The following is a 22932-nucleotide window of genomic DNA, read 5'->3' on the forward strand; positions in this document are numbered from 1 at the left end:
GTCGTACGCTCCGCTGCCATGACGGACGACACGACCTCGCCCCGGGACTGACCGTGGCCGCCGAGTACCGGGTCGTGCGCGAGCTCCACGTGGGGGCGCCGCCGGCCGTCGTCTACGAGCGCCTCGTCGACCTCCGCCGGTGGCGCGGGTGGTCGCCCTACGAGGACCTCGACCCCGACATGCGACGCACCTGCTCGGGCGCCGGCTCGGGGGTCGGCGCCGTCTACGAGTGGTCGGGCGACCTCAAGGCCGGTGCGGGCCGGCTCGAGGTCGTCGAGGCCGTCCCGGACGAGCGGGTGGTCGTCGAGCAGCAGAACCTCAAGCCTCTCCGCTCCCGGAGCACCACCGTCCTCGAGCTCGAGGAGACCGACGCGGGAACGCGGGTCACCTGGGCCGTGACGGGCCGCCTGACCCCGCTGACGCGGGTCATGGGCCTGGTCGCGCCGATGGAGAAGCTGCTCGGCCCGATGCACGAGAAGGGGCTGGCCCGGCTGCGCGACGAGGTCGAGGGGGCCCGTCCCGCCGGCGGTCCGTCGAGCTCCTGACCGGCGGCGCCCCGACCCGGTGACGCCCCGACCCGGTGACGCCGTCGTCCACGACGAGCTCGCACACCCCGTCGCCCTCTCCCTCGACGCGGACCGGGCTCCGGTCAGCCCTGCCGGTCGCGCCACGACTCCTCGCGCAGGCGGTGCAGCACGTGCCGGCGCAGGCGGTGGCCGTCCGGCAGGGCCGGGTGGTCGAAGTCCTCGGCCGGGTCGCGGCTCATGCCGAGCCGGCCCATCACCGCGCGCGAGCGCTCGTTCGTGGTCGCCGTGAAGGAGACGACCTCGTCGAGCCCGACGTCCTCGAAGGCCACGCGCAGCGCCGCCCGCCCGGCCTCGGTGGCGTAGCCGCGGCCCCAGGCCCAGCGGGCGAGGCGCCAGCCGACCTCGACGCACGGCGTGAAGGCTGCCTCGAACCGGGGCACCGCGAGCCCGGTGAAGCCGGCGAGCCGACCGGCGTCCTCGCCCGCTGCGACCTCCACGGCCCACAGGCCCCAGCCGTGCTCGGCGAGGTGGGCGTCGGCCCGGTCGACGAGCGCGTCGCTGGCGTCGCGCTCCAGGGGGGCGGGGAAGTGCTCCATGACGAGCGGGTCGGCGGTGAGCGCGGCGAAGAGCTCCCGGTCCTGCGCGCGCCAGCGGCGCAGCAGCAGCCGCTCCGTGCGCAGATCGGTGCGGCCGTCGGGGTCCGCCGGGGCCCTCACAGCTCCACCTTCATGCCGACGTGCGAGGCCGTGAAGCCCAGGCGGGCGTAGAACCGGTGCGCGTCCTGCCGGCTGGCGTGGCTCGTCAGCTGGACGACGGCGCTGCCGCGCCGGCGGGCGTCCTCGACGACCCAGCGGACGAGTGCCGTCCCGAGGCCGCGCGAGCGGTGCCGCCGGGCGACGCGGACGGCCTCCAGCTGGGTGCGCACGGCGCCGCGGCGCGACAGCCCCGCCAGGTGGGCGACCTGGAGCGTCGCCACGACCTCGCCGTCGTCCTCCGCGACGAGGAGCTCCTGGCAGGGGTCCGCGTCGACGGCGGCGAAGGCGCGGAGGTAGCCCGGGACGGCGCCCGGTCCTGTGTCCTCGCGCCCCGCCCCGAGCGGGTCGTCGGCCAGGAGGGCGACGACCGCGGGGACGTCCGCGGCGACGGCGCGCCGCAGGAGGAAGGGGTGACCGCCGACCACCACGTCGACGGGCAGGGCGGGGTCACCGGTCGCGTCCACGGCGCCATGCTCCCGCGCCGCCGAGCCCTCGCGTCGTCGAGCCCTCACGTCGTCGAGCCCACGCGTCGTCGAGCCCACGCGTCGTCGAGATGGAGCCTGCCGCCGCCGGCAGGGCCCGGGGGCGGCGAGGACCTCCATCTCGACGGGCTCCGGTCGGGCACCTGCGTGCGGGCCGGGCGCTGCGGACGTCGGCCCGGGAGGACGATGCGCCGGCAGCCTCGGCGAGGGCTGAGACGGCCGTGGACGACCGTCGAGGACGACCGGGGCCTCAGGACCGCGGCACCGCCGGCAGCCCGTCGATGCTCTCGGCGTTCTGCGTGCGCCAGTACTGCGGGTAGTAGTCCTCCCCGCTGCGCTCCTGCACGCGGTCGAGGACGTCGCGGTGCCCGCGGAAGTCCATGAGGGGCACCGAGAAGCCGCAGGAGTCGGAGATCCGCGAGACGTCCACGACGACGACCGACCGCTGCCCGACGGTGCGCTCCTTGCCGAAGGCGGCCCGCAGCCCGGGGAACTCGGCGTCGGACGGGAGCACCACGCGGCCGCGGCCGTGCAGGCGGACGATCGTGGGCCGGCCGTCGAAGGCGGCGAACATGACGACGACGCGGCCGTTCTCGCGCACGTGCGCGATGGTCTCGGCGCCCGAGCCGCTGTAGTCGAGGTAGGCGACGGTGCGCCCGTCGAGGACGGCGAAGGTGCCGTCCATCCCCTTCGGCGAGACGTTGACGTGGCCGTCGGCGGCCAGCGGTGCGGTCGCGACGAAGTAGACGGGCTGGGCGCGCATCCACCCCGCCAGGTCGTCGCCGATGACGTCGTAGACCTTGCCCATGGGCGGCACGCTAGGGCGTCGGCACCGCGGGTGGGGTCACGACCGGGCGAGCGGCCGGTCCCCGCGCGCCACCTCCGGCCGGCGGGCGACGAGCGCGGCGACGAGGAGCGAGGCCAGGAGCGCGCCGGTCGTCCCCAGCACCATGTCGCCGAGCGTGTCCGCGTAGGCGGTGGCCTCCTCGGGGCCGCCGCGGACGAAGGTCGCGTACTCGCCGACCTCCCACACCAGCGCCGCCAGGCAGCCGCAGCCCGCGCCGAGCAGCACCCGCACCCACGTCGGCAGCGACCGCGGCAGCACCAGGGCCAACCCCGCCGCGAGCAGTCCCCAGTTGACCAGGTGCGCCGCGTCGTCGAACCACACCACGGCGTCGAAGAGGTCGAGCGCGTTACCCACGAGGTCGACCGCCCACGGCAGGCTGACGAGCAGGTCGGCGAGCGCGGGGAAGCGGACCGCGCGGCGCGCCCGGCGCCGCACGAGCGCCCACGCCACCGGCACGAGGAGCAGCCCCAGCGGGTAGACGACGGCCCGTCCGGTCATCGCCTTGTCGGAGAACCGCTCCCAGCCGGGGAACGCGAGCGCGAGCGCCAGGAGCCCGAGCACCACGACCTTGACGGCGAGGTCGGCCACGAGGACGCGGCGGTCGGTGGTCACGTGCTCATCCTGGCCCGGGCCTGGTGCGACCTCGCGTCGTCCGGGTGCTGCTGCTCCCGAAGCATCCCGCGCGGTCGGGCCGAGCGGCCGGGCCCGGACGCGGCCCGGAGGCTCAGCGCTCGTAGAAGACCCCGAGCTCCGAGATCGACGTGAAGTGCGCCGAGCCGCCCGGCTGGCCGATGATCCGCACGCCGTCGCCCCACGTGCGGCGGAACCGCAAGGTGAAGGTGCGTCGCGGACCCGCCTCGGGCGAGAACGGGTAGTCGGGGGTGATGCGGAGGTCCTCGACGTCCGTCCACACGAAGTCGCGCCGCACCTGCACGCGCAGACCCCCCGCGAAGGCGGAGAACCAGCCGCCGTCGTCCGACATCTCTCCGCTCGTGTAGTCGACCCGGTTCATCCGCACCGGCTCGGCGAGCGTGTAGCCCCAGTAGTCGATGCCCTTGTTCGTGCCGTCGAAGCTGTCCTCGCTGCCCTCGACGCTGCCGTCGTTGTAGAACTCGCGGTTGCCCCGGTGGGCGCACACCTCGAGGGGGGCGACGACGACGTGCCCGCGGACCAGGTTCTCCGCCTGCGAGGGCAGCCGCGCGCCGTTGCGAGGACGCTGCCGCGTCCACGGCGTCACCTGCACGCGCCGGAGGTTGAAGTTGTAGTTGTCCTCCGGCGACGGCAGCGGCGCCGTCCACCAGTTGCTCTGCATCCACATCGTCAGGCCGTCCACGCTGACGTACTTGGAGGGCAGCACCGTGCCGTAGCCGCCGTTCTTGGGCCGGTGGTCGGGGTCGCTCATCTGGTACCACTCGACGAGGCCGGCGCTGTGCACGTGGAACCTCCGCCACGGCCCCCACGGCCGTGGCGCCTCGTAGAGCTCGAACGTCGGGTCGCTCCACGACGCGTAGAGGAAGCGGTCCAGCGGCGCGTTGTACAGGACGTGCCCCTGCGAGACCACCGTCAGGGCGCCGTTCTTGCCGGGGCGCGTGTCGGGGAACCGGCGGAGCGGGTCGTGGAGCACGGGTGCCTTGTCCTCGATCCGCGGTGACCAGGAGGGGTGCCCGTCCCGGACACCGGTGAGGAACTCCCAGCTCTTCCGGTCCTGCACCGCGTCGCCGGGGACCCGCGCGAGGTAGAGGTCCACCGGGTCCGGCACCGTGCCGGCGTTCGACGTCCGCCAGTTCCAGTCCAGGCCGTAGGCGTAGACGTAGGCGCCGTCGACCGGCCCGAGCGTGGGGACGGCGTGCTCGGAGTCCCGACCGAGGTCGGCGAAGAAGACGGTCGTGAAGCGGTGGTCGGTGAACATCGGCTCGTCGGTCGTCGTCCACGTCCGGCCGTGGTCGTCCGAGCGGCTGATGCTGGCGGCGGGCGCGTCGTCGAAGGCGGCCTCGCCGTACCGCAGGTCCTGGACCGCCAGGTAGAGCACCCCGCCGACGCAGACGATGCCCGTGGGCTTGCGGTTGTAGCGCTCCGGGTCGCTCCAGACGCGGGCGACCTCCTCGGACTCCGCGAGCTTCTCGCCGCGCAGCCCGGTCTCGGGGGTGCCCTGCACCCGGTTCACCACCAGGTCCCGGAAGGGCTCGTCGCTGAAGCCGCGGCCGTCGCCGTTGGCCGTGTACACCCAGTCGTCGTCACCCCAGGCGCACGGCCACAGGTCGCCGTCGCTGCCCGGTGCTGCGTAGGTGCCGGCCACCTCCACGGTCGCCGTCGCGAAGAAGGTGCTCGTCTCCTGGCGCAGGTCGCCCGGCTCGACGTCGTCACGGCGACCGCCCTCGGTCGGCGCCTGCTGCGGCACCTCATGGGTGACCTGTTGGGCCCACGCCGCCGGCGCCGCAGCCACGGCGCCGCCCGCGAGGGCTCCGCCGCCGAGGAAGCCGCGTCGCGACAGGCCGTGCCGCGGCTCGTCTCCGTGGTGTCCGTCCGAGCCGTGCACCTCGTGCTCCGCCATGCTCCTCGTCGCCCTTCGTCGCGCGCCGTGCTCGCCTCCTCCACGCCGTGACGTCGGTCTCCGGCTGCGACGGCGAGCAATCGATTGCTCGGACCGTAGGAGCCGGTGCTCGGCGTGTCAACGGAGTGCAGGACATCGCTCACCGCCGGTCGGGCGACGGGCTCGGGTGGAGGCCCCCGTCCGTCCTGTTGACGCCGGCACGGCGGCGTCCTAGCGTGTGAAATCGATTCCTCCGGCGCTGCCGGACCCGACGACGGGAGGTCGACGATGACCCCGAGCTCGTCCCCGGGCGGTGGGCCGACGCGCCGCGCCGTCCTCGGTGGTGCCGTGGGTGCCCTCGCGACCGCGGCGTTCGCCGGGTGTGGCCGCAGCGGCGCGGGAGGCGACGGCCGACCGCTGGAGTTCTGGCAGTTCTACGCGCCGCAGTCGCAGACCCAGCCCGACCTCGCGGCCCAGAACGAGTGGTTCCTCTCGGCCGTCTCCGACTGGAACGCCGCGCACCCCGAGCAGGTGCGGCCCGTCTTCATCCCCAACTTCACCGATCCCTCGAACACCCGCCTGGCGACCGCCTTCGCCTCCGGCAGCGGCCCGGACGTGTTCCTCATCAGCCCGGGTGACTTCCTGCGCTACTACAACGGCGGCGCGCTCCTGGACCTGCGTCCGTACATGGAGGCCGAGGCGGTCGACGACTTCATCGGCGAGGTGCTGGCGACGCGGGTCGTGGGGGACGGCGTCTACGCGCTGCCGATGGAGGTGGAGCCGCTCGTCATGTTCTACAGCCGCCCCGCGTGGGAGGCAGCCGGGCTCAGCGAGGGTGACATCCCGACGACGTGGGACGCGATGCTCGACGTCGCCGAGCGACTCACGACGCCGCAGCAGTCGGGGCTCGTCTTCGAGACGACGCCCGGCTACTTCCAGAACTTCACCTGGTACCCGTGGCTCTGGCAGGGCGGCGGGGACGTCGTCGACCCGCGGACGCAGCAGGCCACCTTCGACAGCCCGGCGGCACGCCAGGCGCTGGATCTCTTCGGGTCCGCGATCCGGCGCGGGGTGGCGCCGCGGACCCTGCCGGCAGCGGGCGACGTCGCCGGCGCCTTCGCCGAGGGGTATGCGGCGACCTGGCAGTCGGGGATCTGGCAGGTGGCCAACTTCCGCGCCAACCAGCCGGAGTTCGACTTCGGGGTCTTCACGCTGCCGACACCTCCCGACGGTGTCCCCCGGACGGTCCTCGGCGGGTGGGCCTGGTGCGTCAACGCGCGGGGACGGGACCCCGACGCGGCCGCCCGCTTCGTCGTCGAGACCATCGGCAGCACCTCGGACGCCTCCGTCGAGCGCCTCGTGCAGTGGTGCTCGGTGGCCAAGACGGACATGCCCCCACGGCAGTCCGTGGACCGGCGGATGCGGGCCGCCGGCGTCTACGACGACCCGGTCATGGGCTTCTTCCGCGAGCAGGCGCTGCCGACCGGCAGGGGGGAACCGCGGTACCCACCGGTCCTCTACAAGGCGGTGTCCAACGCCATCCAACGGGTGCAGGCGGCCGGCGCCTCACCGGCCGAGCAGGCCGCCGAGGCCCAGGCGGCGGTCGAGGCCTTCCTGCGGACCTACGACGGAGGTTCCCTGGTATGACCACCCTCACCTCGAGAGCCCGCACCGGAGGCGACGAGCCGGCGGCGCGAGGTCGTCGCCGCAGCGTCTCGCCCGCGAGCCGCGCCCGGCAGCGCCGGGAGACGCGCGCCGCGGTCCTGTTCCTGCTGCCGGACTCCCTCGGTCTGCTCGTCTTCGTCTTCGTGCCGATGGTGCTCGCCATCGCCCTGGGCTTCTTCTCCCTCGACGGCTTCGGCAACCTCCGCTTCATCGGCGTGGCGAACTACGTCCGCATGGTCGGGGACCCCCAGTTCTTGCAGAGCGCGGTCGTCACGGTCACCTACCTCGTGGTGCTCGTGCCCGCCGTCTTCGTCGTCTCGCTGCTGCTGGCCCTCCTCGTGCAGCAGAAGGCGCCCTTCATGGGCGCCATCCGCAGCGCGCTGTTCGCCCCCTACGTGGTGAGCCTCGTCGTCGTCGGGCTGCTGTGGCAGTTCATGCTCGCCGACCGGGTCGGCATCCTGAACCGGATGCTCGCGACGGTCGGCGTCCGGGACGTCTCCTGGCTCGGCGACCCGCAGTACACCCTGGGCACGGTCGTGGTGATCAGCATCTGGTTCCAGATGGGTTACTACATGATCATCTTCCTGGCCGGGCTCCAGGACATCCCCGGCGAGTACTACGAGGCGGCGCGCATCGACGGCGCGAACGCCTGGCAGCGTTTCCGCTCCATCACCTGGCCGTTGCTGCGCCCCACGGCGCTCTTCGTGCTCATCACCCTGACCATCGCCGTCATCACCGGTGGCTTCGACCTCATCTACATCCTCACCGGCGGAGGTCCTGCGGGTTCGACCTCGCTGCTCGTCTACTTCGTCTACGAGCAGGCGTTCCTCTTCGGCGAGTACGGCTACGCGGCGGCGGTCGGGTCGGTCCTGGTCCTGGTCCTGCTGCTGTGGTCGGCGCTGATGTTCAAGCTCACGAGGGGAGGTCGGCTCGATGACGAGTGACGCTGCCGCCCGGACAGGTCGGTCGGCGCGGTCCGAGGACGCGCGGACGGCGGGACCCGCGCGAGGAGACAGGCGGTGGACCCGTCGCTCGGTCGTGCTGCTCCTCGTCGGCGCGGGCGTCGGTCTGGTGACGGTCTTCCCGCTCGTCTACATGGTGCTCAGCGCCTTCAAGACGGCGGGCGACATCTACGGCACCTCCCTGCTGCCGCCGACGTGGACGCTGGAGAATTTCCGCTACGTCTTCACCGAGGTCCCTTTCGCCCGGTACATGCTCAACAGCCTCGTGGTGTCGGCGGTGGTGACGGTCGCGGCGCTGCTGTTCCACTCGATGGCGGCCTACGCGCTGGCGCGGCTGCGATTCCCCGGACGGGAGGCGGTGTTCCTCGTCATCTTCTCGACCCTCCTGGTGAGCCTGCCCGTGGTCCTCATCCCCTCCTTCGTCGTCGTGCGTTCGCTGGGGATGATCGACAGCTACGCCGGGCTCATCGTGCCGCCCATCTTCAGCGCCTTCGGCATCTTCCTCCTGCGGCAGTTCTACCTCTCGCTGCCGGCGGAGCTGGAGGAGGCCGCCCTCGTCGACGGGGCGGGCTACTGGCGGATCTACTGGAGCGTCGTCCTGCCGCTGTCACGCCCGATCCTCGCGGCGCTGGCGGTCTTCTTCTTCCTGGCCAACTGGAACTCCTTCGTCTGGCCGCTCACGATCACCGCCGACCCCGGCCTGCGCGTCGTCCAGGTGGGCATCAGCACCTTCCAGCAGCAGTACGCGTCCAGCCAGAACTACATCGTGGCGGCGTCCACCGTCGCCGCGCTGCCGACGATGCTGCTGTTCTTCTTCTTCCAGAAGCAGATCACCGAGTCCATCAAGACCTCCGGCCTCAAGTGAGGCGCCTCCCCACCCGCAGGAGCTACCCGTGAACCCGCTCGACCTCATGGCCACGCTGCGTCCTGACGCCAGGACGCGGTCGGCGAGCCCGGAGAACCCCGCCGGCGAGCCCGGGGGCGGGGGTGGCGCCACCGACGGCACGGGGGCCGCGGCGGCGCGCGACCTGGGTCGGGGCTGGAAGGTGTCGCCCTCGGTCGAGGTCGCCCCCGGCGCCACCCACCCCCTGCTGGAGGCAACGGGCAGCGGTGTCGTGCAGCACCTGTGGGTGACGACGCACCCGCGCCACTGGCGCGAGCTCGTGCTGCGCATGCACTGGGACGGCGACCCGGCGCCGGCCGTGGAGGTGCCTCTCGGCGACTTCTTCGGCCAGGGCTGGGGCGAGTTCGCCCAGCTCTCCTCGCAGGTCGTGGCGGCCAACCCCCACGGCGGTCTCAACAGCTACTGGCGCATGCCCTTCCGTCGCGGCGCGCGCATCACCCTGGACAACCTCGGCGCCGACGCCGCGGTCGTCTACTACCAGGTCACCTGGTCGGAGGAGGAGGTCGGCGAGCACGAGGGGTACCTGCACGCCCAGTGGCGCCGCGACCACCCCCTGGAGCGCGGGCGTACCCACGTCCTCCTCGACGGTGTGGAGGGCGCAGGGCACTACGTCGGCACCTACCTCGCGTGGGGCGTCAACTCCTCCGGCTGGTGGGGCGAGGGCGAGGTGAAGTTCTACCTCGACGACGACGACGACCTGGCGAGCGTGTGTGGCACCGGCACGGAGGACTACTTCGGCGGCGCCTGGAACTTCGACGTCCCCGGGCAGGGCTACACCACCTACTCGACCCCCTACCTCGGCCTGCACCAGGTGCTCCGGCCGGACGGGTTGTACCGCAGCCAGCAGCGCTTCGGCATGTACCGGTGGCACCTGCCCGACCCGGTGCGCTTCCGCAGCGCGCTGAGGGTGGACGTCCAGGCGCTCGGCTGGCGCTCCGGCGGCCGGTACCTGCCGCTCGCCGACGACATCGCCTCGACGGCCTTCCTCTACCTCGACCGGACGTCGACGTCGCGTCCGTCAGCGCCGGGGGTGGACGAGATGGAGGTGCTCTGACACGTCCGCGCATCCACCCCTGCGGGTCGGCGGGAGCTGCCCCGCACGAGCAGCCGCGCGTCGAGCACCACCGTCCGTGCGGGGACGTCCGTAGCCTCGCCGCGCACCCGCTCCAGGAGCAGCTGCGCCGCACGCGTCCCGAGCTCGTAGGCCGGCTGCGCCACGACCGTGACGGCCGGCTCGACCAGCGTGCTCCAAGGGGCGTCGTCGAAGGCGACCAGCCCGACGTCCGCTCCCATCCGGAGCCCATGGTCCGCCAGGGCCCGCAGGACGCCGAGCGCCATGAGCGAGTTGGCGACGAGGAGGGCGTCCGGCGGCTCGTCGGAGTCCAGCAGCGAGGCAGCGGCCGACCGACCGCCTTCCACGGTGAAGGGCGCCCTCCGGACCAGCGACCCGTCGGCCGACGGCGCCCCCACGGCGTCGCGGTACCCCCGCAGCCGCTCCTCCGCCGTGGCCACCCCCTCGGGGCCCGTGACGCAGGCCACACGGCCCCACCCCTCCTCGAGGAGGTGCCGTGCGGCGGCCCCGGCCGCCCCCCGCGAGTCGACGAGCACCGCGTCGACGGCGTCGGGCGACGGTCGGTCGACGCTCACGACCGGGATGCCCGACCGGACGAGCCGGGCGGCGCCGCACCCGGGCGCCGAGGGGGACAGGAGGACGCCGGCGACCTGCTCCAGCTCGGCGACGGCGAGGTACTGCGCCTCCTTGGCGGCGTCCTCGTCGGTGTTGCAGAGCAGTACGGAGTAGCCGTTGGCCTGGGCGATGTCCTCGACGCCGCGGGCGACGGCGGTGAAGAACGGGTTGCTCACGTCGGCGATGAGCAGGGCCCAGACGTCGGTGCGCCGCCGCCGCAGGTTCCGCGCCACGCCGTTGGGCCGGTAGTCCAACGACGTGGCGGCCTCGAGCACCCGGCGCGCGAGCGCCGGGTCCACGGTGCTGACGCCGTTGAGGGCGCGCGAGGCTGTCGCGGGGGAGACGCCGGCCATGCGCGCCACGTCCGACAGCTTGGTCACACCCACCTCCCCCTCCGGCCCTCGCGGTCCACGACGGCGTGATCGGCCACCGAGCGTACTGAGTGCCCGCAGGGGGCAGGTGCTCTCGCGGGAGGACCTCGACCCCGGAGAGGTGGTCGAAGATTACGTTGACGACCGACGTAAAGAGGCCTACCGTCCTGCCCGACCGAGAGGAGCGATGGAGCTCATGCCTGTCACCCCAGCGCGCCGAGCGCGCCCCCGTACCTCGACCCGGTCGGCCCTCGTCCGACTCACCGCCGCGCTCGCGGCCGTCGCCGCCGGGACGACCGGCTGCACCTTCTCCAGTGCCGAGGCCGGCTCGGGCGACACCGTGCTGACCTTCTGGCACTACTTCCAGGGCGCCCAGCAGGAGTGGCTCGAGCGGCAGGTCGCCGACTTCGAGGCGGACCACCCCGGCGTCGACATCCAGCTCGTCGAGACCGTCGGGAGCCAGCACGTGCAGCGGCTGCTCGCCTCGACCGTCACGGGGACCACCCCGGACCTCTTCATCAACAACATCGTCGTCGACTACCCGACCCTGACGTCGGCCGGCGTGATGCTGGACCTGTCCCCCTACTGGGACGACTACGCCGACGCGGACCAGTTCCCCTCCTCCGCGGTCTGGCGCTCGGGGGACGCGGTCTACGACCTGCTCCCGTACAACAACCTGCTGGGCCTCTACATGAACACGGACGTGGCCGGTCGGTACGGGATCACCGAGCCCCCCGCGACGCTTCCCGAGCTCGCCCAGGACCTCGCCGCGGTCACCGACGGCGGTGACGGCGGGCTCGCCCTGTCCGCGGCACCGTCCGTGGAGGGGGCGTGGCTCTTCGCCCCCGAGCTCCTGGGCGAGGGCATCGGGTACTGCAACTTCTCCGGACCGCAGGTCGTCGACAGCTTCACGCGCCTCGCCGACTGGGCCCGGGACGGGTACGTCCCGCAGGCGGCGGCCACCTGGGACCAGAACGCCTCCTGGCAGCAGTTCATGACGGGGCGCTACGCCTTCGCCCTCAACGGGAACTGGCAGCTCGGCAACGTCGGGTCGGCCGACTTCGGCTACGTGACGGCGCAGTACCCGGCACCGGCGGACGGCTCCAGCACCGTCTACCCCGGCGGGGAGGGCTTCGCGATCGGCGCGACGAGCGAGCACCCCGACCTCGCCTGGGAGTTCCTGCAGGACGAGGTGCTCTCCCGCGACGGCCTGCTGTCCCTGTACGAGGCGGCCGGCTCCATCCCCCTGCGCGCCGACCTGGCGGACTCCCCGCAGCTCGCCGACGACCCGGACGTGCAGCCCTTCGTCCGCGCGACCCGGAGCACGGCCGAGTGGCCGGACAACACGAGCACCGCGGAGATGCAGACGGCGCTCGGGGAGGCCGTCAGCGCCACCGTCTCCGGCCAGCTCGGCGGCCGCGCGGCGGCGCGGCAGGCGGTGGCGGACATCGGGCAGGCCCGGTCCGAGGGCGACGTCGTCGGCGGGGAGGCGTGCTCGTGACCACGCTCGGCGGGCGCACCCTCCCCGCGGCGACGAGGACCCCGAGGCGGCGTCCCGGACGCGTCCGCCGCCGGCCGCCGGTGGTGTTCCTGCTGCCGACGGCGGTGCTGCTCGTCGTCTTCGGCGCCTACCCGCTCCTCGTGCTCGTCCAGATGTCCTTCAGCGACGTCGGCCCCGCCACCATCATCGGACCCTGGGACTTCGTGGGCCTCGACAACTACGCCGACGTCCTCGGCGGGGCGGAGGTCTGGCGCTCCCTGCTGCGCACGGTGGCCGTCGCGGCCGTGCTGCTCCTGAGCAACCTCGTGCTGGGCTTCGTCGTGGCGTCCCTGCTGTCCTTCGAGGGGCGCGTGACCTCCCTCGTCCTCAGCGTCATGGTCTTCATCTGGGCCCTGCCCCCGCTGGTCAGCGGCAGCACCTGGCGCTTCCTCCTCGACGACACGGGGCTGGTCAACGCGGTCCTCGGCCTGGTCGGGGTGGGGCCGGTCCCCTGGCTCTCGGAGCCGCGGCTCGCGCTGTGGAGCGTGACCGCCGTCATCGCCTGGGGGGCGCTGCCCTTCTCGGCCCTGATCCTGCGGGGCGGCCTGCTCGCGGTCGACCCCCAGGTGGTCGAGGCGGCGGCCATCGACGGGGCCGGCTACTGGCGGACCCAGGTGCAGGTGGTGCTGCCGCTCCTACGGCCCACCCTGTGGATCCTCGGCATCCTCACCGTGCTCTACGCCTTCAAGAGCTTCGACTACTTCTACGTGCTCACCCAGGGCGGACCCGGCACGGCCACGAACACCCTGCCGGTGCAGTCCTACTACGCGGCCTTCACCGACTTCGACATGAGCACCGGTGCGACCGTCGCCGTGGTCGCGATGGCCGTCGTCGTCGCCCTCGCCGTGCCGTACGTGCGCAGCCTCCGGCGGGAGGGGGACGCGTGAACCGCTTCGTCAGCGGCCCGACGAAGGGCCTCTTCGCCGTGCTGCGCGTCGTGCTCGCGCTCGCCTACCTCGTCCCGCTCGCCTGGGTCGTGGTGACGTCGCTCAAGAGCGGCCCCGAGGTGCTGCGGTCGCCCAACGCCCTGCTCTTCACCCCCACGCTCGACACCTACCGGGACGTCGTGGGGGACGGGCTGGAGGCCATCGCCACGTCGCTGCAGATCGCGGTGCTCGTGACGCTCGTCGTCCTCGTCGTCGCGGTGCCCGCCGCCTTCGCGCTGGCCCGGCGGATCTCGCCGGTGTGGGAGCGGGTCATCGCGGTCGGGCTCGCCGTCCTGCTCGTGCTGCAGATGGTGCCGCAGCCGATGACGGTCATCCCGCTGTTCAGCGTGCTGGCGCAGTGGGGCCTGCTCGGGAACCTCGCCGGGCTGGTGCTCGCCGACATCGCCCTGCTCCTGCCCTTCGGGGTCATGCTGCTGCGCCCCTTCGCGCTGGCCATCTCTCCGAGCCTCTACGAGGCGGCCGAGATCGACGGCGCGTCCACCGTGCAGAGCTTCCGGCTCATCACCGTGCCGATGCTCTCGAACGGCATCTTCACGGTGATGAGCGTCATCTTCATCACGGCCTGGGGTGAGTTCGTCTACGCCATCAACTTCCTGCCCCTCGGCGTCGTCCCGCCGGTCTCCGGCCTCCTGGCGCAGCAGAACACCACCTACGCCGCCAACTGGAACGACCTCATGGCGCTGGCTGTGCTCACCTCGCTGCCGCTGCTGGTCGTCTTCGTCCTCTCGCAGCGACGGCTGCGCAGCGGGCTGTCGCTGGGGGCGGTGAAGTGACGGCGGCGGAGCCGGACGGGCAGCGGCCCGTCGTCGTCCTCGTGGGGGCGCTGGACACCAAGGCCGCCGAGTACGAGCACCTGCGGGACCGTCTCGAGTCCTCCGGCGTGCGCGCCGCGGTGGTGGACGTCGGGGTCCTCGGCCCGGTGCGCGCCGACGTCGAGGTCGACCGGCGTGCCGTCGCGGCCGCCGCTGGCGCGGAGCTCGACGCCCTCGTGGCCGCCGGCGACCGCGGCGCGGCCGTCACCGCCATGGCGCGGGGGGCTGCGGCCGTGGTCGCCCGGATGCACGCGGAGGGGAGGCTGCACGGCCTCCTGGTGGCGGGTGGGTCCGGCGCGGCGCACGTCATGAGCCGCTGCGCTCAAGCGCTCCCGCTCGGGTGCCCGAAGGTCCTCGTCTCGACCGTCGTCGCCGGGGACACGCGGCCGTACGTGGGGACGAGCGACCTCGTGATGATGCACTCCGTCGTCGACCTCACCGGCGTCGACTCCATCAGCGCCGTCGTGCTGGCGAGGGCGGCGGACGCGTGCGCCGGCATGGTGTTCGGTGCCGTCGCTGCCCCGCCCACGGCGCCGGTGCCGGCGGACGTCGTCGCGTGCTCGGTCCTCGGGGTCACGACGGCCGGGACGGTCGCCGTCTCCGGCGACCTCCGACGCCGCGGCCTCGAGGTCCACGCGTTCCACGCCAACGGGACCGGCGGCCGCTGCCTCGAGGCGCTCGTGCGCTCCGGCCTCGTCACGGCCGTGGCGGACCTCACGCCGGGCGAGGTGGCGGACGAGGTGTGCGGGGGGGCCTTCAGCGCCGGCCCAGGCCGGATGGAGGCGGCGGGGGAGCGGGGCGTCCCCCAGGTGGTGAGCACCGGCGGGCTGGACATGGTGAAGTTCGGCCCCCGCGAGACACTCCCGGAGGCGGTGGCCGGGCGCCGGCTGCACGTCCACAACCCTGCGGTGACCCTCGTGCGCACCGACGCCCGGGAGTGCGCCGCGATCGGCGCCGTCGTCGCGGAGAAGCTGAACCGCGCCACCGGTCCGGTAGAGGTGCACGTGCCCCTCGGCGGCTGGTCCGAGCTGTCCGTCCCCGGCGGGCCCTTCCACGACCCCGACGCCGACGCGGCGCTGGTGGACGCCCTGCGCGACGGTCTCGCTCCGCGCGTGGAGGTCCACCTGCACGAGGGCGACGTCAACGACCCGGTCTTCGCCACCGCCGTCGCCGCGGCGCTGGCGCGGACCGTCGAGCAGGACCACCGACCGAGGAGCTGAGACGCGATGGCAGCAGAGACCGACGGACCCACCGACGAGCGGGCGCACCGGGACGGCGCCGCGCCGCCGGGGCGACGCCTGGCCGAGCGGCTGCGGGCCAAGGTCGCCGCGGGGTCGCCGATCATCGGCGGCGGCGCGGGGACAGGCCTGTCCGCCAAGTGCTCCGAGGCCGCGGGTCTCGACTTCGTCGTCGTGTACAACTCCGGCCGCTACCGGATGGCGGGCCGCAGCTCGATGGCCGGTCTCATGCCGTACGGGGACGCCAACGCCATCGTCATGGAGATGGGCCAGGAGGTGCTGCCGGTCGTGCGCGACCTGCCGGTCGTCGCCGGCGTCTGCGGGACCGACCCCTTCCGGCTCATGCCCGTCTTCCTCCGGCAGGTGCGCGACGCCGGCTTCTGCGGGGTTCAGAACTACCCGACCGTGTGCCTCTTCGAGGGCGTCATCAGGGCGAACCTGGAGGAGACGGGGCTGGGCTTCGACCGTGAGGTGGCGATGATCGCGACGGCGCGCGAGCTCGACCTCTTCACCGCCAGCTACGTGGCCAACCCCGACGAGGCGGAGGCCATGGCTGCCGCCGGTGCCGACGTCGTCGTCGCCCACATGGGCCTGACGACCTCGGGGATGGTCGGCGCGCAGACCGCGATGACGCTGGAGCAGGCCAAGGCGAAGGTGGGGGAGCTCGCCCGCGCGGCGCGCTCGGCGCGGCCGGACGTGCTCGTCGTCTGCCACGGCGGCCCGGTCCACGGCCCGCAGGAGGCCGCCGCCGTCATCGCCGACGTGCCCGAGGTCGTCGGCTTCCTCGGCGCCTCGAGCATGGAGAGGCTCCCCACCGAGACGGCCATGGTCGACCACATGCGCAGCTTCACGGAGATCGGGATGCCCGCCGGGCGCGGGGGCGGCTCGTGAGCCACCGCATGGTCATCGTCTACGGGGCGCCCGAGGACCCGGCCGCGTTCCGCCGCTACTACGAGGACCACCACGTGCCGCTGGCCCGGGCCATGGCCGGGCTGACCCGGTGGGACCTCGTCTGGCTGGACCGCGGTGGCGACGGGGACGGCCGGTACGCGCTGGTGGCCGAGCTGACCGCGGAGAGCGCCGAGGCGATGGACCGGGTGCTCGCCACGCCCGAGGGCCGCGCCGCCCGGGACGACCTCGAGCGCTTCGTCACCGGGACGGTCGACTTCCTGCGCGGGGACGTCGAGGAGGTCGCGCTGTGAGCGGCGCCGGCCTCGTCGTCGCCGTCGCAGGCCTCGGCTTCGGTGCGGAGTTCGTCCCGATCTACCGGCGGCATCCCGAGGTCGCCGACGTCGTCCTCGTCGAGCCGGACGCCGCGCGGCGCGCGGCGGCCGCAGAGCGCTTCGGGCTGGGCCCCGGCTGCGCCGACGTCGCCGACGTGCTCGCGGACCCCCGGGTGGACGCGGTGCACCTGCTCGCGCCCGTGCCGCTGCACGCGGACCTGGCGGTCGCCGTGCTCGAGGCGGGCAAGCACTGCGCCAGCGCCGTACCCGCCGCCACGAGCCTGGAGGACCTCGACCGCCTCGTCGCGGCAGAGCGGGCGTCCGGACGCTCCTACATGATGATGGAGACGACGGTCTACGCCCGCGAGCTCCTGGCGGTCCGGGAGATGCACGAGCGCGGCGAGCTCGGCGAGCCGACGCTGTACCGCGGGTGCCACCTCCAGCAGCTCGACGGTTTCCCCGTGTACTGGCAGGGATTCCCGCCGATGCACTACGCCACCCACGCGCTCGCCCCGGTGCTGTCCCTGCTCGGCACGACGGTCGAGCGCGTCAGCGCCCGCGGTGCCGGTCGTCTCACTCCGGAGCGCCGGACCGGCGGCTTCGACAACCCGTTCCCGGCCGAGGCCGGCCTCTTCGCCCTGCGCGGTAGCGACGTCCTCGCGGACGTGACGGTCTCCTTCTTCCAGACCGCGCGCAGCTACGTCGAGGGCTTCTGCCTCTACGGCGACCGCCGCGGGGTGGAGTGGCCGGAGGACAACGAGGGCGACCTCACCGTCCACGACATGTCAGGTCCGGCGCCGGGCTCGCGGGGCAACCGGGTCGTGACGCGCCGGCTGGCCCCTCGCGACCGCCCCGAGCTCCTGCCCGAGCCGCTGCGGCCCTTCGTCCGGCCGACGGAGGTCCACCTGCCGGGAGCGCCCGCACCGACGCGGGTCGGCGCCGACCACGGGGGGTCCCATCCCTTCCTCGTCGACGAGTTCGTCCGCAGCGCCGTGGAGGGTCGTCCCGCCGCCGTGGACGCCCGGACCGCCGCGGCGTGGACGGCGCCCGGCGTCTGCGCGCACACCTCGGCCCTCGAGGGCGGGCGGTGGGTGGAGGTGCCGGACTACCGGTCCTCCTGACGGGCCGGCGCCTCGAGGCCCTCCCCGCGCCCGGGCGGCGCCACGACCGGGGCGGCCGCCAGCCAGGAGCCGGTGACGAGGAAGCGGTCGACGACGTCGGGGGCGAGGACGTGCTCGAGCACGAGCCGGGCGGCCCCACGGACGCCGGCCAGCGCCCCCAGGCGCGCGGTGACGACCTCGCAGCCCGGGGCGTCCGTGCTCCGGGCGTCGTCCAGCGCCTCCCGCAGCCCCTCGCGCAGGCCCGGCAGCAGGTGCTCCTCGGCCTCGGCGAGGTAGCCCCACACCACGACGACCTGCGGGTCGAGGAGGGCTACCGAGGGGGCGAGCGCCCGGCCCACGGCCGCGCCCGCGCCCCGGACCGCCCGGCTCGCGGGGCCGGACCCCCGTCGCGCCAGGTCGACCACGTCCGCGACGTCGGCGACGGGCAGCCCCTCGGCCGCCAGGCGCCGCACGAGCGCGGCCCCGCCGGCCTCGGCGGCGAGGCCACGCACCCCGCCGAGGTGCCCGGCCCGCCCGCTCGCCCCGCGCAACGGCACGTCGCGGACGACGACGGCGGCGTCGACGAGCGTGCCGAGCTTTACGCACACGAGGACTTCCGCGTCGGGCCAGGAGCGGCGTTCCTCGGCGAGGGCCAGCAGGTTCACGTCGCGGTCGAGGTGCACGGGCGCGTCGAAGTGCTCGCGCAGGAGGCGCTGGTGGGTGGGGCCCCAACTGAGGTCCGTGCCCGCGGGTGCGTCCGCGTAGTCCTCGAGCTCGACGGGGCTGGGAAGGCCGAGGCCGATCCCGGCGACCTCCGAGAGACCCCGGCCGAGCGTGCGCAGCAGCCCTTCGAGACCCGCGACGACGTCGGCGACCGCGGCGTCGGCGCCGTCGGCCGCGTCGCCGTCGACGAGTGCGTGGGCGAGCACCTCGCCCGCGAGGTCGACGACGGCGAGGCGAGAGCCGGAGAGCCCCACCTGACCGACGAGCACGACGGCGCCGCCCGGCGCCAGAGACGCGTGCGCGGCGGGACGCCCCCGCGCCGACGAGCGCGGGCCGTCGAGGACGACGAGCCCGTGCTCGACGAGGAGGTCGAGGCGTTGGCGGACCGTCGACCGCGAGGCGCCCACCGCGGCCGCCAGCTCGGAGACCGTCGTCGCCGACGCGGACCGCACGAGCTGCAGCAGCCGACCGGCGCCGTCGACGGCGAGCTGTGGTCGGGCGGTGGTGCGCGGGGCCGAGGCGGTCACAGCCGCCCATCCTCTCCGACACGGCTCCCGGGGTCTTGACGGTCCTCCGCCGTCGTCCTACGGTTCTCAGAAATCGATTCCTCACCACGGAGGGGGCTCGGGTGCCGAGCGATGCCACCGCCCTGCGTGCCCACCCCGCCCCGCGCCTCGCCGACCGGGCGGTCGTCGGGGTCGTCGTCGCCGACATCGCGGACCCCCACTTCGCGCAGCTGGCGCACAGCATCGGCGAGGTGGCGGCCGCCGCCGGCCACCGGGTGGTCATCGGCAGCACGGGGGAGGACCCGGCCCGGCAGCGCAGCTGCCTGCGGGGGCTGGTCGACGACGGCGTGGCCGGTGTCGTCCTCGTCCCCACCGGCGACGACGGCACCGACGTCCGGACGGTCCTCGACGGCGGCGTCCCCGTGGTGGCGCTCGACCGCCCCGTGGCCGACCTGCGCGCCGACTCGGTCCGGGTGGACGACGAGGCGGCGGGACGGGTGGCGACCGCGCACCTGCTCTCGCTCGGGCACCGGGCGACCGCGTTCGTCGGCGGCCCGGCCGACGTCGCCACCGCCGCGGGCCGGCTGCGTGGCTACGAGGTAGCGGTCGCCGCTGCGGGCAGGGAGCCCCGGAGCGCTTCCGGGCCCTTCACGGTGGACGGCGGGAGGTGCACCACCCGGTCGCTCCTCGCCGGCGACCCGCTGCTGACGGCGGTCGTCGCCGCGAGCGACCTCGTCGCGGTCGGCGTCGTCCAGGCCCTGCGCGCGGCAGGGCGCCGGATCCCCGAGGACGTCGCGGTGGCGACGGTCGACGACCCCTTCTACAGCGCGTGCGTCGACCCGCCCTTGACGTCGGTGGCCCAGCCCGTCCGCCGCCTCGCGGAGAGGTCCGTGCACCTGCTGCTGGAGCGGTGCCGCGGTGAGCGCGCCGAGCCGGTGCACGAGGTGCTCGGCGTCAAGCTGGTCGTGCGCGCCTCCAGCGGCGGCAGCGTGTGGGCCGCTGCGGTCTCCGGCGCCCCGGGGCGCCGAGGAAGGTCGTGAGCGGGACACCGCCGCACCTGGACCCCACCACCCGACCGGAGGACGAGATGTCGACCGACAGCGCTGCCCGTTACACCCTGCCGACCGCCCTCCAGCGCCCGGACGCGAAGCCCGGCACGGTGTACACGGTGGCCAGCGGCGACCTGCGCCCCACCGCCAACATCACCTGCTGGCCCGCGCAGCAACGGCTCGAGGAGCTCTTCGCGACGGCGGTGCGTGGGCTCGGCTGGACGGTCGAGCGAGGCCACCCGGTCGACCCGGACAAGGGGCACGGCTTCGTCGACAGCCAGCGAGCGGGCATCGAGGTCTTCCGCCGGATCCCTCTCGACGCGCCGCTCGTCGTCGTCGAGGCCGTCTGGCAGTACAGCCACCACGTGCTCGCCGGGCTGCGCGACCACCGCGGGCCCGTGCTGCTCGTCGCCAACTGGGAGGGCGAGTTCCCCGGCCTGGTCGGCCTGCTCAACCTCACCGCGAGCCTGACGAAGGCCGACATCTCGCACTCGGTCCTCTGGAGCGAGGACTTCACGGACGACTGGGCGCTCGGACGGCTGCGCGAGTGGCTCGAGACAGGCCGGGTGGAGCACGACCTCAGCCACGTCCGGGACCTCGGCGACCTCCCGGCCTGCGCGGAGGTGGACCTGGGTCGGGCCCTCGGACGCCAGCTCCGGGAGGAGAAGGCGATCATCGGCGTCTTCGACGAGGGCTGCATGGGCATGTACAACGCGATCATCGACGACGAGCTGCTCAACCCGCTGGGCATCTACAAGGAGCGCCTCTCGCAGAGCGCGCTGGTCGCCGAGATGGGTCGGGTGACCGACGAGGAGGCGTCCGCCGTCCGCCGGTGGTTGGACGACGCGGGCCTCGACTTCCGCACGGGGACGGACGAGGCCACCGAGCTCACGGACGCCCAGGTCCTGAGCCAGCTGACGATGTACGTGGCGGCGCTGCGCATCGCCGACGACTTCGGGTTGGACGCCGTCGGGATCCAGTACCAGCAGGGGCTCAAGGACGTCGTCCCGGCGAGCGACCTCGCCGAGGGGCTGCTCAACAACGTGTCCCGCCCGCCCGTGCGCAGCCGGGACGGCGCGCGCGAGCTCTACGCCGGCGTTCCGCTGCCGCACTTCAACGAGGTCGACGAGGGGGTGGCCGTCGACGCGCTCGTGACCAACCGCGTCTGGTCCGCCATGGGCCTCGACCCGGCGACGACGTTGCACGACGTCCGGTGGGGCGCCGAGCACGACGGCCGCTTCGTCTGGGTCCTCGAGATCTCCGGCTCCGTGCCCGCCTCCCACCACGGGGGGTACGACCGGTCCTGGAGCATGCGCCAGCCACCGATGTTCTTCCCGCTGGGCGGAGGGACGCTCTCGGGCGTCAGCCGACCCGGCCCCGTCGTCTGGTCCCGCGTCTTCCTCATGGACGGCGCACTGCACGTGGATCTCGGGCGGGCGAGCGCCGTGGAGCTGCCGGAGGAGGAGACGACCCGCCGGCTCGAGGCGACGAACCGGGAGTGGCCGATCATGCACGCGGTGCTGCACGGCGTGTCCCGTGACCAGTTCATGGCGCGGCATAAGGCCAACCACCTCACCGTCGCGTACGGGCAGGACGAGGTGTCCGCTGACCGGGCGCTCCTCGCGAAGGCTGCCGTCTTCCGCGACCTCGGCGTGCGAGTGCACCTCGTGGGGGACGTGGACCTCGGGCGCTGACGTGCGGACCGGTGGACGGTGCCCGGTCCAGGTGCTGACGACGGACGGTCGGTCGTGCATGTCCTGACAAGCGGACCCATGGCGACGGTTGTCAGGTCGCGCGACTACCGTGCCCGCGCACGCCAGGAGCACCCGCCGAGCCCTCCGGCACGGGCGGTACCGAGCGCGGGAGGACCCGATGAGCGCCACCACCGACCGGAGCACCGCACGGGTGCACCGGACGTCGTTCGCCCTCGGCGACGACGTCGTCCCCTACGCCTACGGCGACGGGTGCACCGACGAGCTGGTGAGCCTGCTCGGCGAGGAGCTGCGCGGCGCCGACCGCGTCGTCCTCGTGCACGACGCCGTGGCCGAGGACCTGGCGCGACGCGTCGCCGACGGGCTCGCGGCGTCCCGGCCGGGCGGGCTGCCGGTCGCGGCGCTGGCCTGCACCGCCCGCGAGGACCGCAAGACGCTCGGCACGGTCCTCGACCTGGCGGAGCAGGCGGTCGCGGGCGGGGCGACGCGCGGCTCGACCGTCGTCGCGCTCGGGGGCGGGCTCGTCGGCAACGTCGCGGGCATGGTCGCGGCGACGCTCTTCCGCGGGCTGCCGCTCGTGCACCTGCCGACGACGCCGGTCGCCGCCTTCGACGCCGTCCTGTCCGCCAAGCAGGGGGTCAACCTCTCCGCGGGCAAGAACATGGTGGGCACCTTCTGGACGCCCGCGTCGGTCTGGTGCGACCTGGGCTGGCTGCGCGGCGTCGACGCGCGGCAGCTGCTCACGGGCACGGCCGAGATGGCGAAGAACGTCCTCGCCGTGCTGCCCGACCGCGAGGAGGACCTCCGCACCGCGGTGGCCGAGATGGCGGACGACTCCTCCGACGCGCTCGCGCGGCTCCTGCAGATCGGGGTCGACGCCAAGGCCCCGCTGCTCGCCGCCGACCCGCACGAGCGCCGCGAGGCGCTCGTCTTCGAGTACGGCCACACCGTCGGCCACGCCGTCGAGCTGGCCTCCCGCGGTGCGCTGTCGCACGGGGCCTCGGTGGGCTGGGGGATGCTCGTCGCGGCCGAGGTCGCCCAGCGCCTCGGCCACCTGGACGGCGCGGCGGTCGACGCCCACGCCCGCGTGCTGGCCCCGCTGGGGGTGCGTGAGGAGGAACGGCCGGTGCTGGACCGCGCCCTCGTGCACCGGCTGCTGCTGCGTGACAACAAGCGCGGCTACCTGCCCGGCATCGGCGACGACGTCGTCCCGATGGTGCTGCTCGGCGCGCTCGGCCGGCCGCTCGTGGACGAGCGGGGCCGGCCCCTCATGCCCGTGCCCACCCGGGTCGTGCACGAGGCGGTCGACGCGGTGCTGCGGCCGGTCTGACGGCGCGGCCCCGCCGATGCCC

Annotated in this window: 22 protein-coding genes; 15 read left to right on the forward strand and 7 right to left on the reverse strand. The window is 74.0% G+C overall.

Translation table 11 applies throughout. From position 1 onward, the window contains the following. Positions 1-53 precede the first annotated feature (53 nt). Positions 54-545, forward strand: a complete 492-nt coding sequence (locus tag WDZ17_RS01425; protein WP_339573346.1) for an SRPBCC family protein — start codon at positions 54-56, stop codon at positions 543-545. 104 nt (positions 546-649) lie between these two features. Here the strand turns inward: WDZ17_RS01425 and WDZ17_RS01430 are convergent, their stop codons facing one another. The 5 genes from WDZ17_RS01430 to WDZ17_RS01450 all read right to left on the reverse strand — a co-directional run bounded on the left by WDZ17_RS01430 (position 650) and on the right by WDZ17_RS01450 (position 5162). Further along, positions 650-1243 (reverse strand): GNAT family N-acetyltransferase, encoded by a 594-nt coding sequence (locus tag WDZ17_RS01430; protein ID WP_339573347.1) that lies wholly within the window; start codon positions 1241-1243, stop codon positions 650-652. Continuing rightward, the gene (locus tag WDZ17_RS01435; protein WP_422631779.1) at positions 1240-1683 is read right to left on the reverse strand and encodes a GNAT family N-acetyltransferase; all 444 of its coding nucleotides are present in this window, start codon (positions 1681-1683) and stop codon (positions 1240-1242) included. Before WDZ17_RS01435 ends, WDZ17_RS01430 begins: the two co-directional genes overlap by 4 nt. A 331-nt stretch (positions 1684-2014) precedes the next feature. Then, positions 2015-2572, reverse strand: coding sequence for a pyridoxamine 5'-phosphate oxidase family protein (locus WDZ17_RS01440; protein WP_339573349.1), 558 nt, complete (start codon positions 2570-2572; stop codon positions 2015-2017). Positions 2573-2608: 36 nt separating this feature from the next. Beyond that, complete coding sequence (locus WDZ17_RS01445; RefSeq protein ID WP_339573350.1) at positions 2609-3223, reverse strand: DUF2238 domain-containing protein; 615 nt, start codon at positions 3221-3223, stop codon at positions 2609-2611. A 112-nt stretch (positions 3224-3335) separates the two neighbouring features. Next, the gene (locus WDZ17_RS01450) at positions 3336-5162 is read right to left on the reverse strand and encodes a DUF4185 domain-containing protein (RefSeq protein WP_339573351.1); all 1827 of its coding nucleotides are present in this window, start codon (positions 5160-5162) and stop codon (positions 3336-3338) included. A gap of 267 nt (positions 5163-5429) precedes the next feature. Here WDZ17_RS01450 and WDZ17_RS01455 point away from each other — a divergent pair, with 267 nt between their 5' ends. From WDZ17_RS01455 to WDZ17_RS01470, 4 genes are all read left to right on the forward strand, one after another. After that, positions 5430-6788, forward strand: a complete 1359-nt coding sequence (locus WDZ17_RS01455) for an ABC transporter substrate-binding protein (RefSeq protein WP_339573352.1) — start codon at positions 5430-5432, stop codon at positions 6786-6788. Then, positions 6785-7750, forward strand: coding sequence for a carbohydrate ABC transporter permease (locus WDZ17_RS01460; protein WP_339573353.1), 966 nt, complete (start codon positions 6785-6787; stop codon positions 7748-7750). Before WDZ17_RS01455 ends, WDZ17_RS01460 begins: the two co-directional genes overlap by 4 nt. 151 nt (positions 7751-7901) lie before the next feature. Then, the gene (locus tag WDZ17_RS01465) at positions 7902-8633 is read left to right on the forward strand and encodes a carbohydrate ABC transporter permease (protein ID WP_422631780.1); all 732 of its coding nucleotides are present in this window, start codon (positions 7902-7904) and stop codon (positions 8631-8633) included. A 46-nt stretch (positions 8634-8679) separates the two neighbouring features. Next, positions 8680-9726: a glycoside hydrolase family 172 protein gene (locus tag WDZ17_RS01470; protein WP_422631781.1), complete on the forward strand. Its 1047-nt coding sequence runs from the start codon at positions 8680-8682 to the stop codon at positions 9724-9726. Here WDZ17_RS01470 and WDZ17_RS01475 read toward each other — a convergent pair. After that, positions 9660-10739 (reverse strand): LacI family DNA-binding transcriptional regulator, encoded by a 1080-nt coding sequence (locus WDZ17_RS01475; protein ID WP_339573356.1) that lies wholly within the window; start codon positions 10737-10739, stop codon positions 9660-9662. The two genes, WDZ17_RS01470 and WDZ17_RS01475, sit on opposite strands and share 67 nt — an antisense overlap. A gap of 187 nt (positions 10740-10926) precedes the next feature. Here WDZ17_RS01475 and WDZ17_RS01480 point away from each other — a divergent pair, with 187 nt between their 5' ends. Genes WDZ17_RS01480 through WDZ17_RS01510 form a run of 7 tightly spaced genes read left to right on the forward strand, consistent with a single transcriptional unit; the run spans position 10927 to position 17611 of the window. Further along, complete coding sequence (locus tag WDZ17_RS01480; protein ID WP_339573357.1) at positions 10927-12231, forward strand: sugar ABC transporter substrate-binding protein; 1305 nt, start codon at positions 10927-10929, stop codon at positions 12229-12231. Continuing rightward, on the forward strand, positions 12228-13157 hold the full coding sequence (locus tag WDZ17_RS01485; protein WP_339573358.1) for a carbohydrate ABC transporter permease: 930 nt from the start codon (positions 12228-12230) through the stop codon (positions 13155-13157). The genes WDZ17_RS01480 and WDZ17_RS01485 overlap by 4 nt, the downstream gene beginning before the upstream one ends. Beyond that, positions 13154-13990, forward strand: coding sequence for a carbohydrate ABC transporter permease (locus tag WDZ17_RS01490; protein ID WP_339573359.1), 837 nt, complete (start codon positions 13154-13156; stop codon positions 13988-13990). The genes WDZ17_RS01485 and WDZ17_RS01490 overlap by 4 nt, the downstream gene beginning before the upstream one ends. Next, the gene (locus tag WDZ17_RS01495) at positions 13987-15249 is read left to right on the forward strand and encodes a Tm-1-like ATP-binding domain-containing protein (protein WP_339573360.1); all 1263 of its coding nucleotides are present in this window, start codon (positions 13987-13989) and stop codon (positions 15247-15249) included. The genes WDZ17_RS01490 and WDZ17_RS01495 overlap by 4 nt, the downstream gene beginning before the upstream one ends. A gap of 6 nt (positions 15250-15255) precedes the next feature. Then, positions 15256-16158, forward strand: a complete 903-nt coding sequence (locus WDZ17_RS01500) for a phosphoenolpyruvate hydrolase family protein (RefSeq protein WP_339573361.1) — start codon at positions 15256-15258, stop codon at positions 16156-16158. Further along, positions 16155-16469 carry an EthD family reductase gene (locus WDZ17_RS01505; protein WP_339573362.1) on the forward strand — a complete coding sequence of 105 codons (315 nt, stop codon included), beginning with the start codon at positions 16155-16157 and terminating at the stop codon, positions 16467-16469. Before WDZ17_RS01500 ends, WDZ17_RS01505 begins: the two co-directional genes overlap by 4 nt. Further along, positions 16466-17611, forward strand: a complete 1146-nt coding sequence (locus tag WDZ17_RS01510; protein ID WP_339573363.1) for a Gfo/Idh/MocA family protein — start codon at positions 16466-16468, stop codon at positions 17609-17611. Before WDZ17_RS01505 ends, WDZ17_RS01510 begins: the two co-directional genes overlap by 4 nt. On the opposite strand, the gene WDZ17_RS01515 is transcribed toward WDZ17_RS01510, so the two are convergent. Beyond that, entirely contained in the window at positions 17596-18840 is a 1245-nt protein-coding gene (locus tag WDZ17_RS01515; protein ID WP_339573364.1) for an ROK family transcriptional regulator, read from the reverse strand. The two genes, WDZ17_RS01510 and WDZ17_RS01515, sit on opposite strands and share 16 nt — an antisense overlap. Positions 18841-18941: 101 nt before the next feature. On the opposite strand from WDZ17_RS01515, the gene WDZ17_RS01520 reads away from it, so the two are divergent. The 3 genes from WDZ17_RS01520 to WDZ17_RS01530 all read left to right on the forward strand — a co-directional run bounded on the left by WDZ17_RS01520 (position 18942) and on the right by WDZ17_RS01530 (position 22910). Beyond that, positions 18942-19859, forward strand: coding sequence for a substrate-binding domain-containing protein (locus WDZ17_RS01520; RefSeq protein WP_339573365.1), 918 nt, complete (start codon positions 18942-18944; stop codon positions 19857-19859). A 47-nt stretch (positions 19860-19906) separates the two neighbouring features. Beyond that, positions 19907-21562, forward strand: coding sequence for a fucose isomerase (locus tag WDZ17_RS01525; RefSeq protein ID WP_422631782.1), 1656 nt, complete (start codon positions 19907-19909; stop codon positions 21560-21562). 178 nt (positions 21563-21740) lie between these two features. Next, the gene (locus tag WDZ17_RS01530; RefSeq protein ID WP_339573367.1) at positions 21741-22910 is read left to right on the forward strand and encodes a 3-dehydroquinate synthase family protein; all 1170 of its coding nucleotides are present in this window, start codon (positions 21741-21743) and stop codon (positions 22908-22910) included. The last annotated feature ends 22 nt before the right edge of the window (positions 22911-22932 follow it).

Source organism: Pseudokineococcus basanitobsidens, assembly GCF_037482545.1.
Taxonomy (GTDB): Bacteria; Actinomycetota; Actinomycetes; order Actinomycetales; family Quadrisphaeraceae; genus Pseudokineococcus; species Pseudokineococcus basanitobsidens.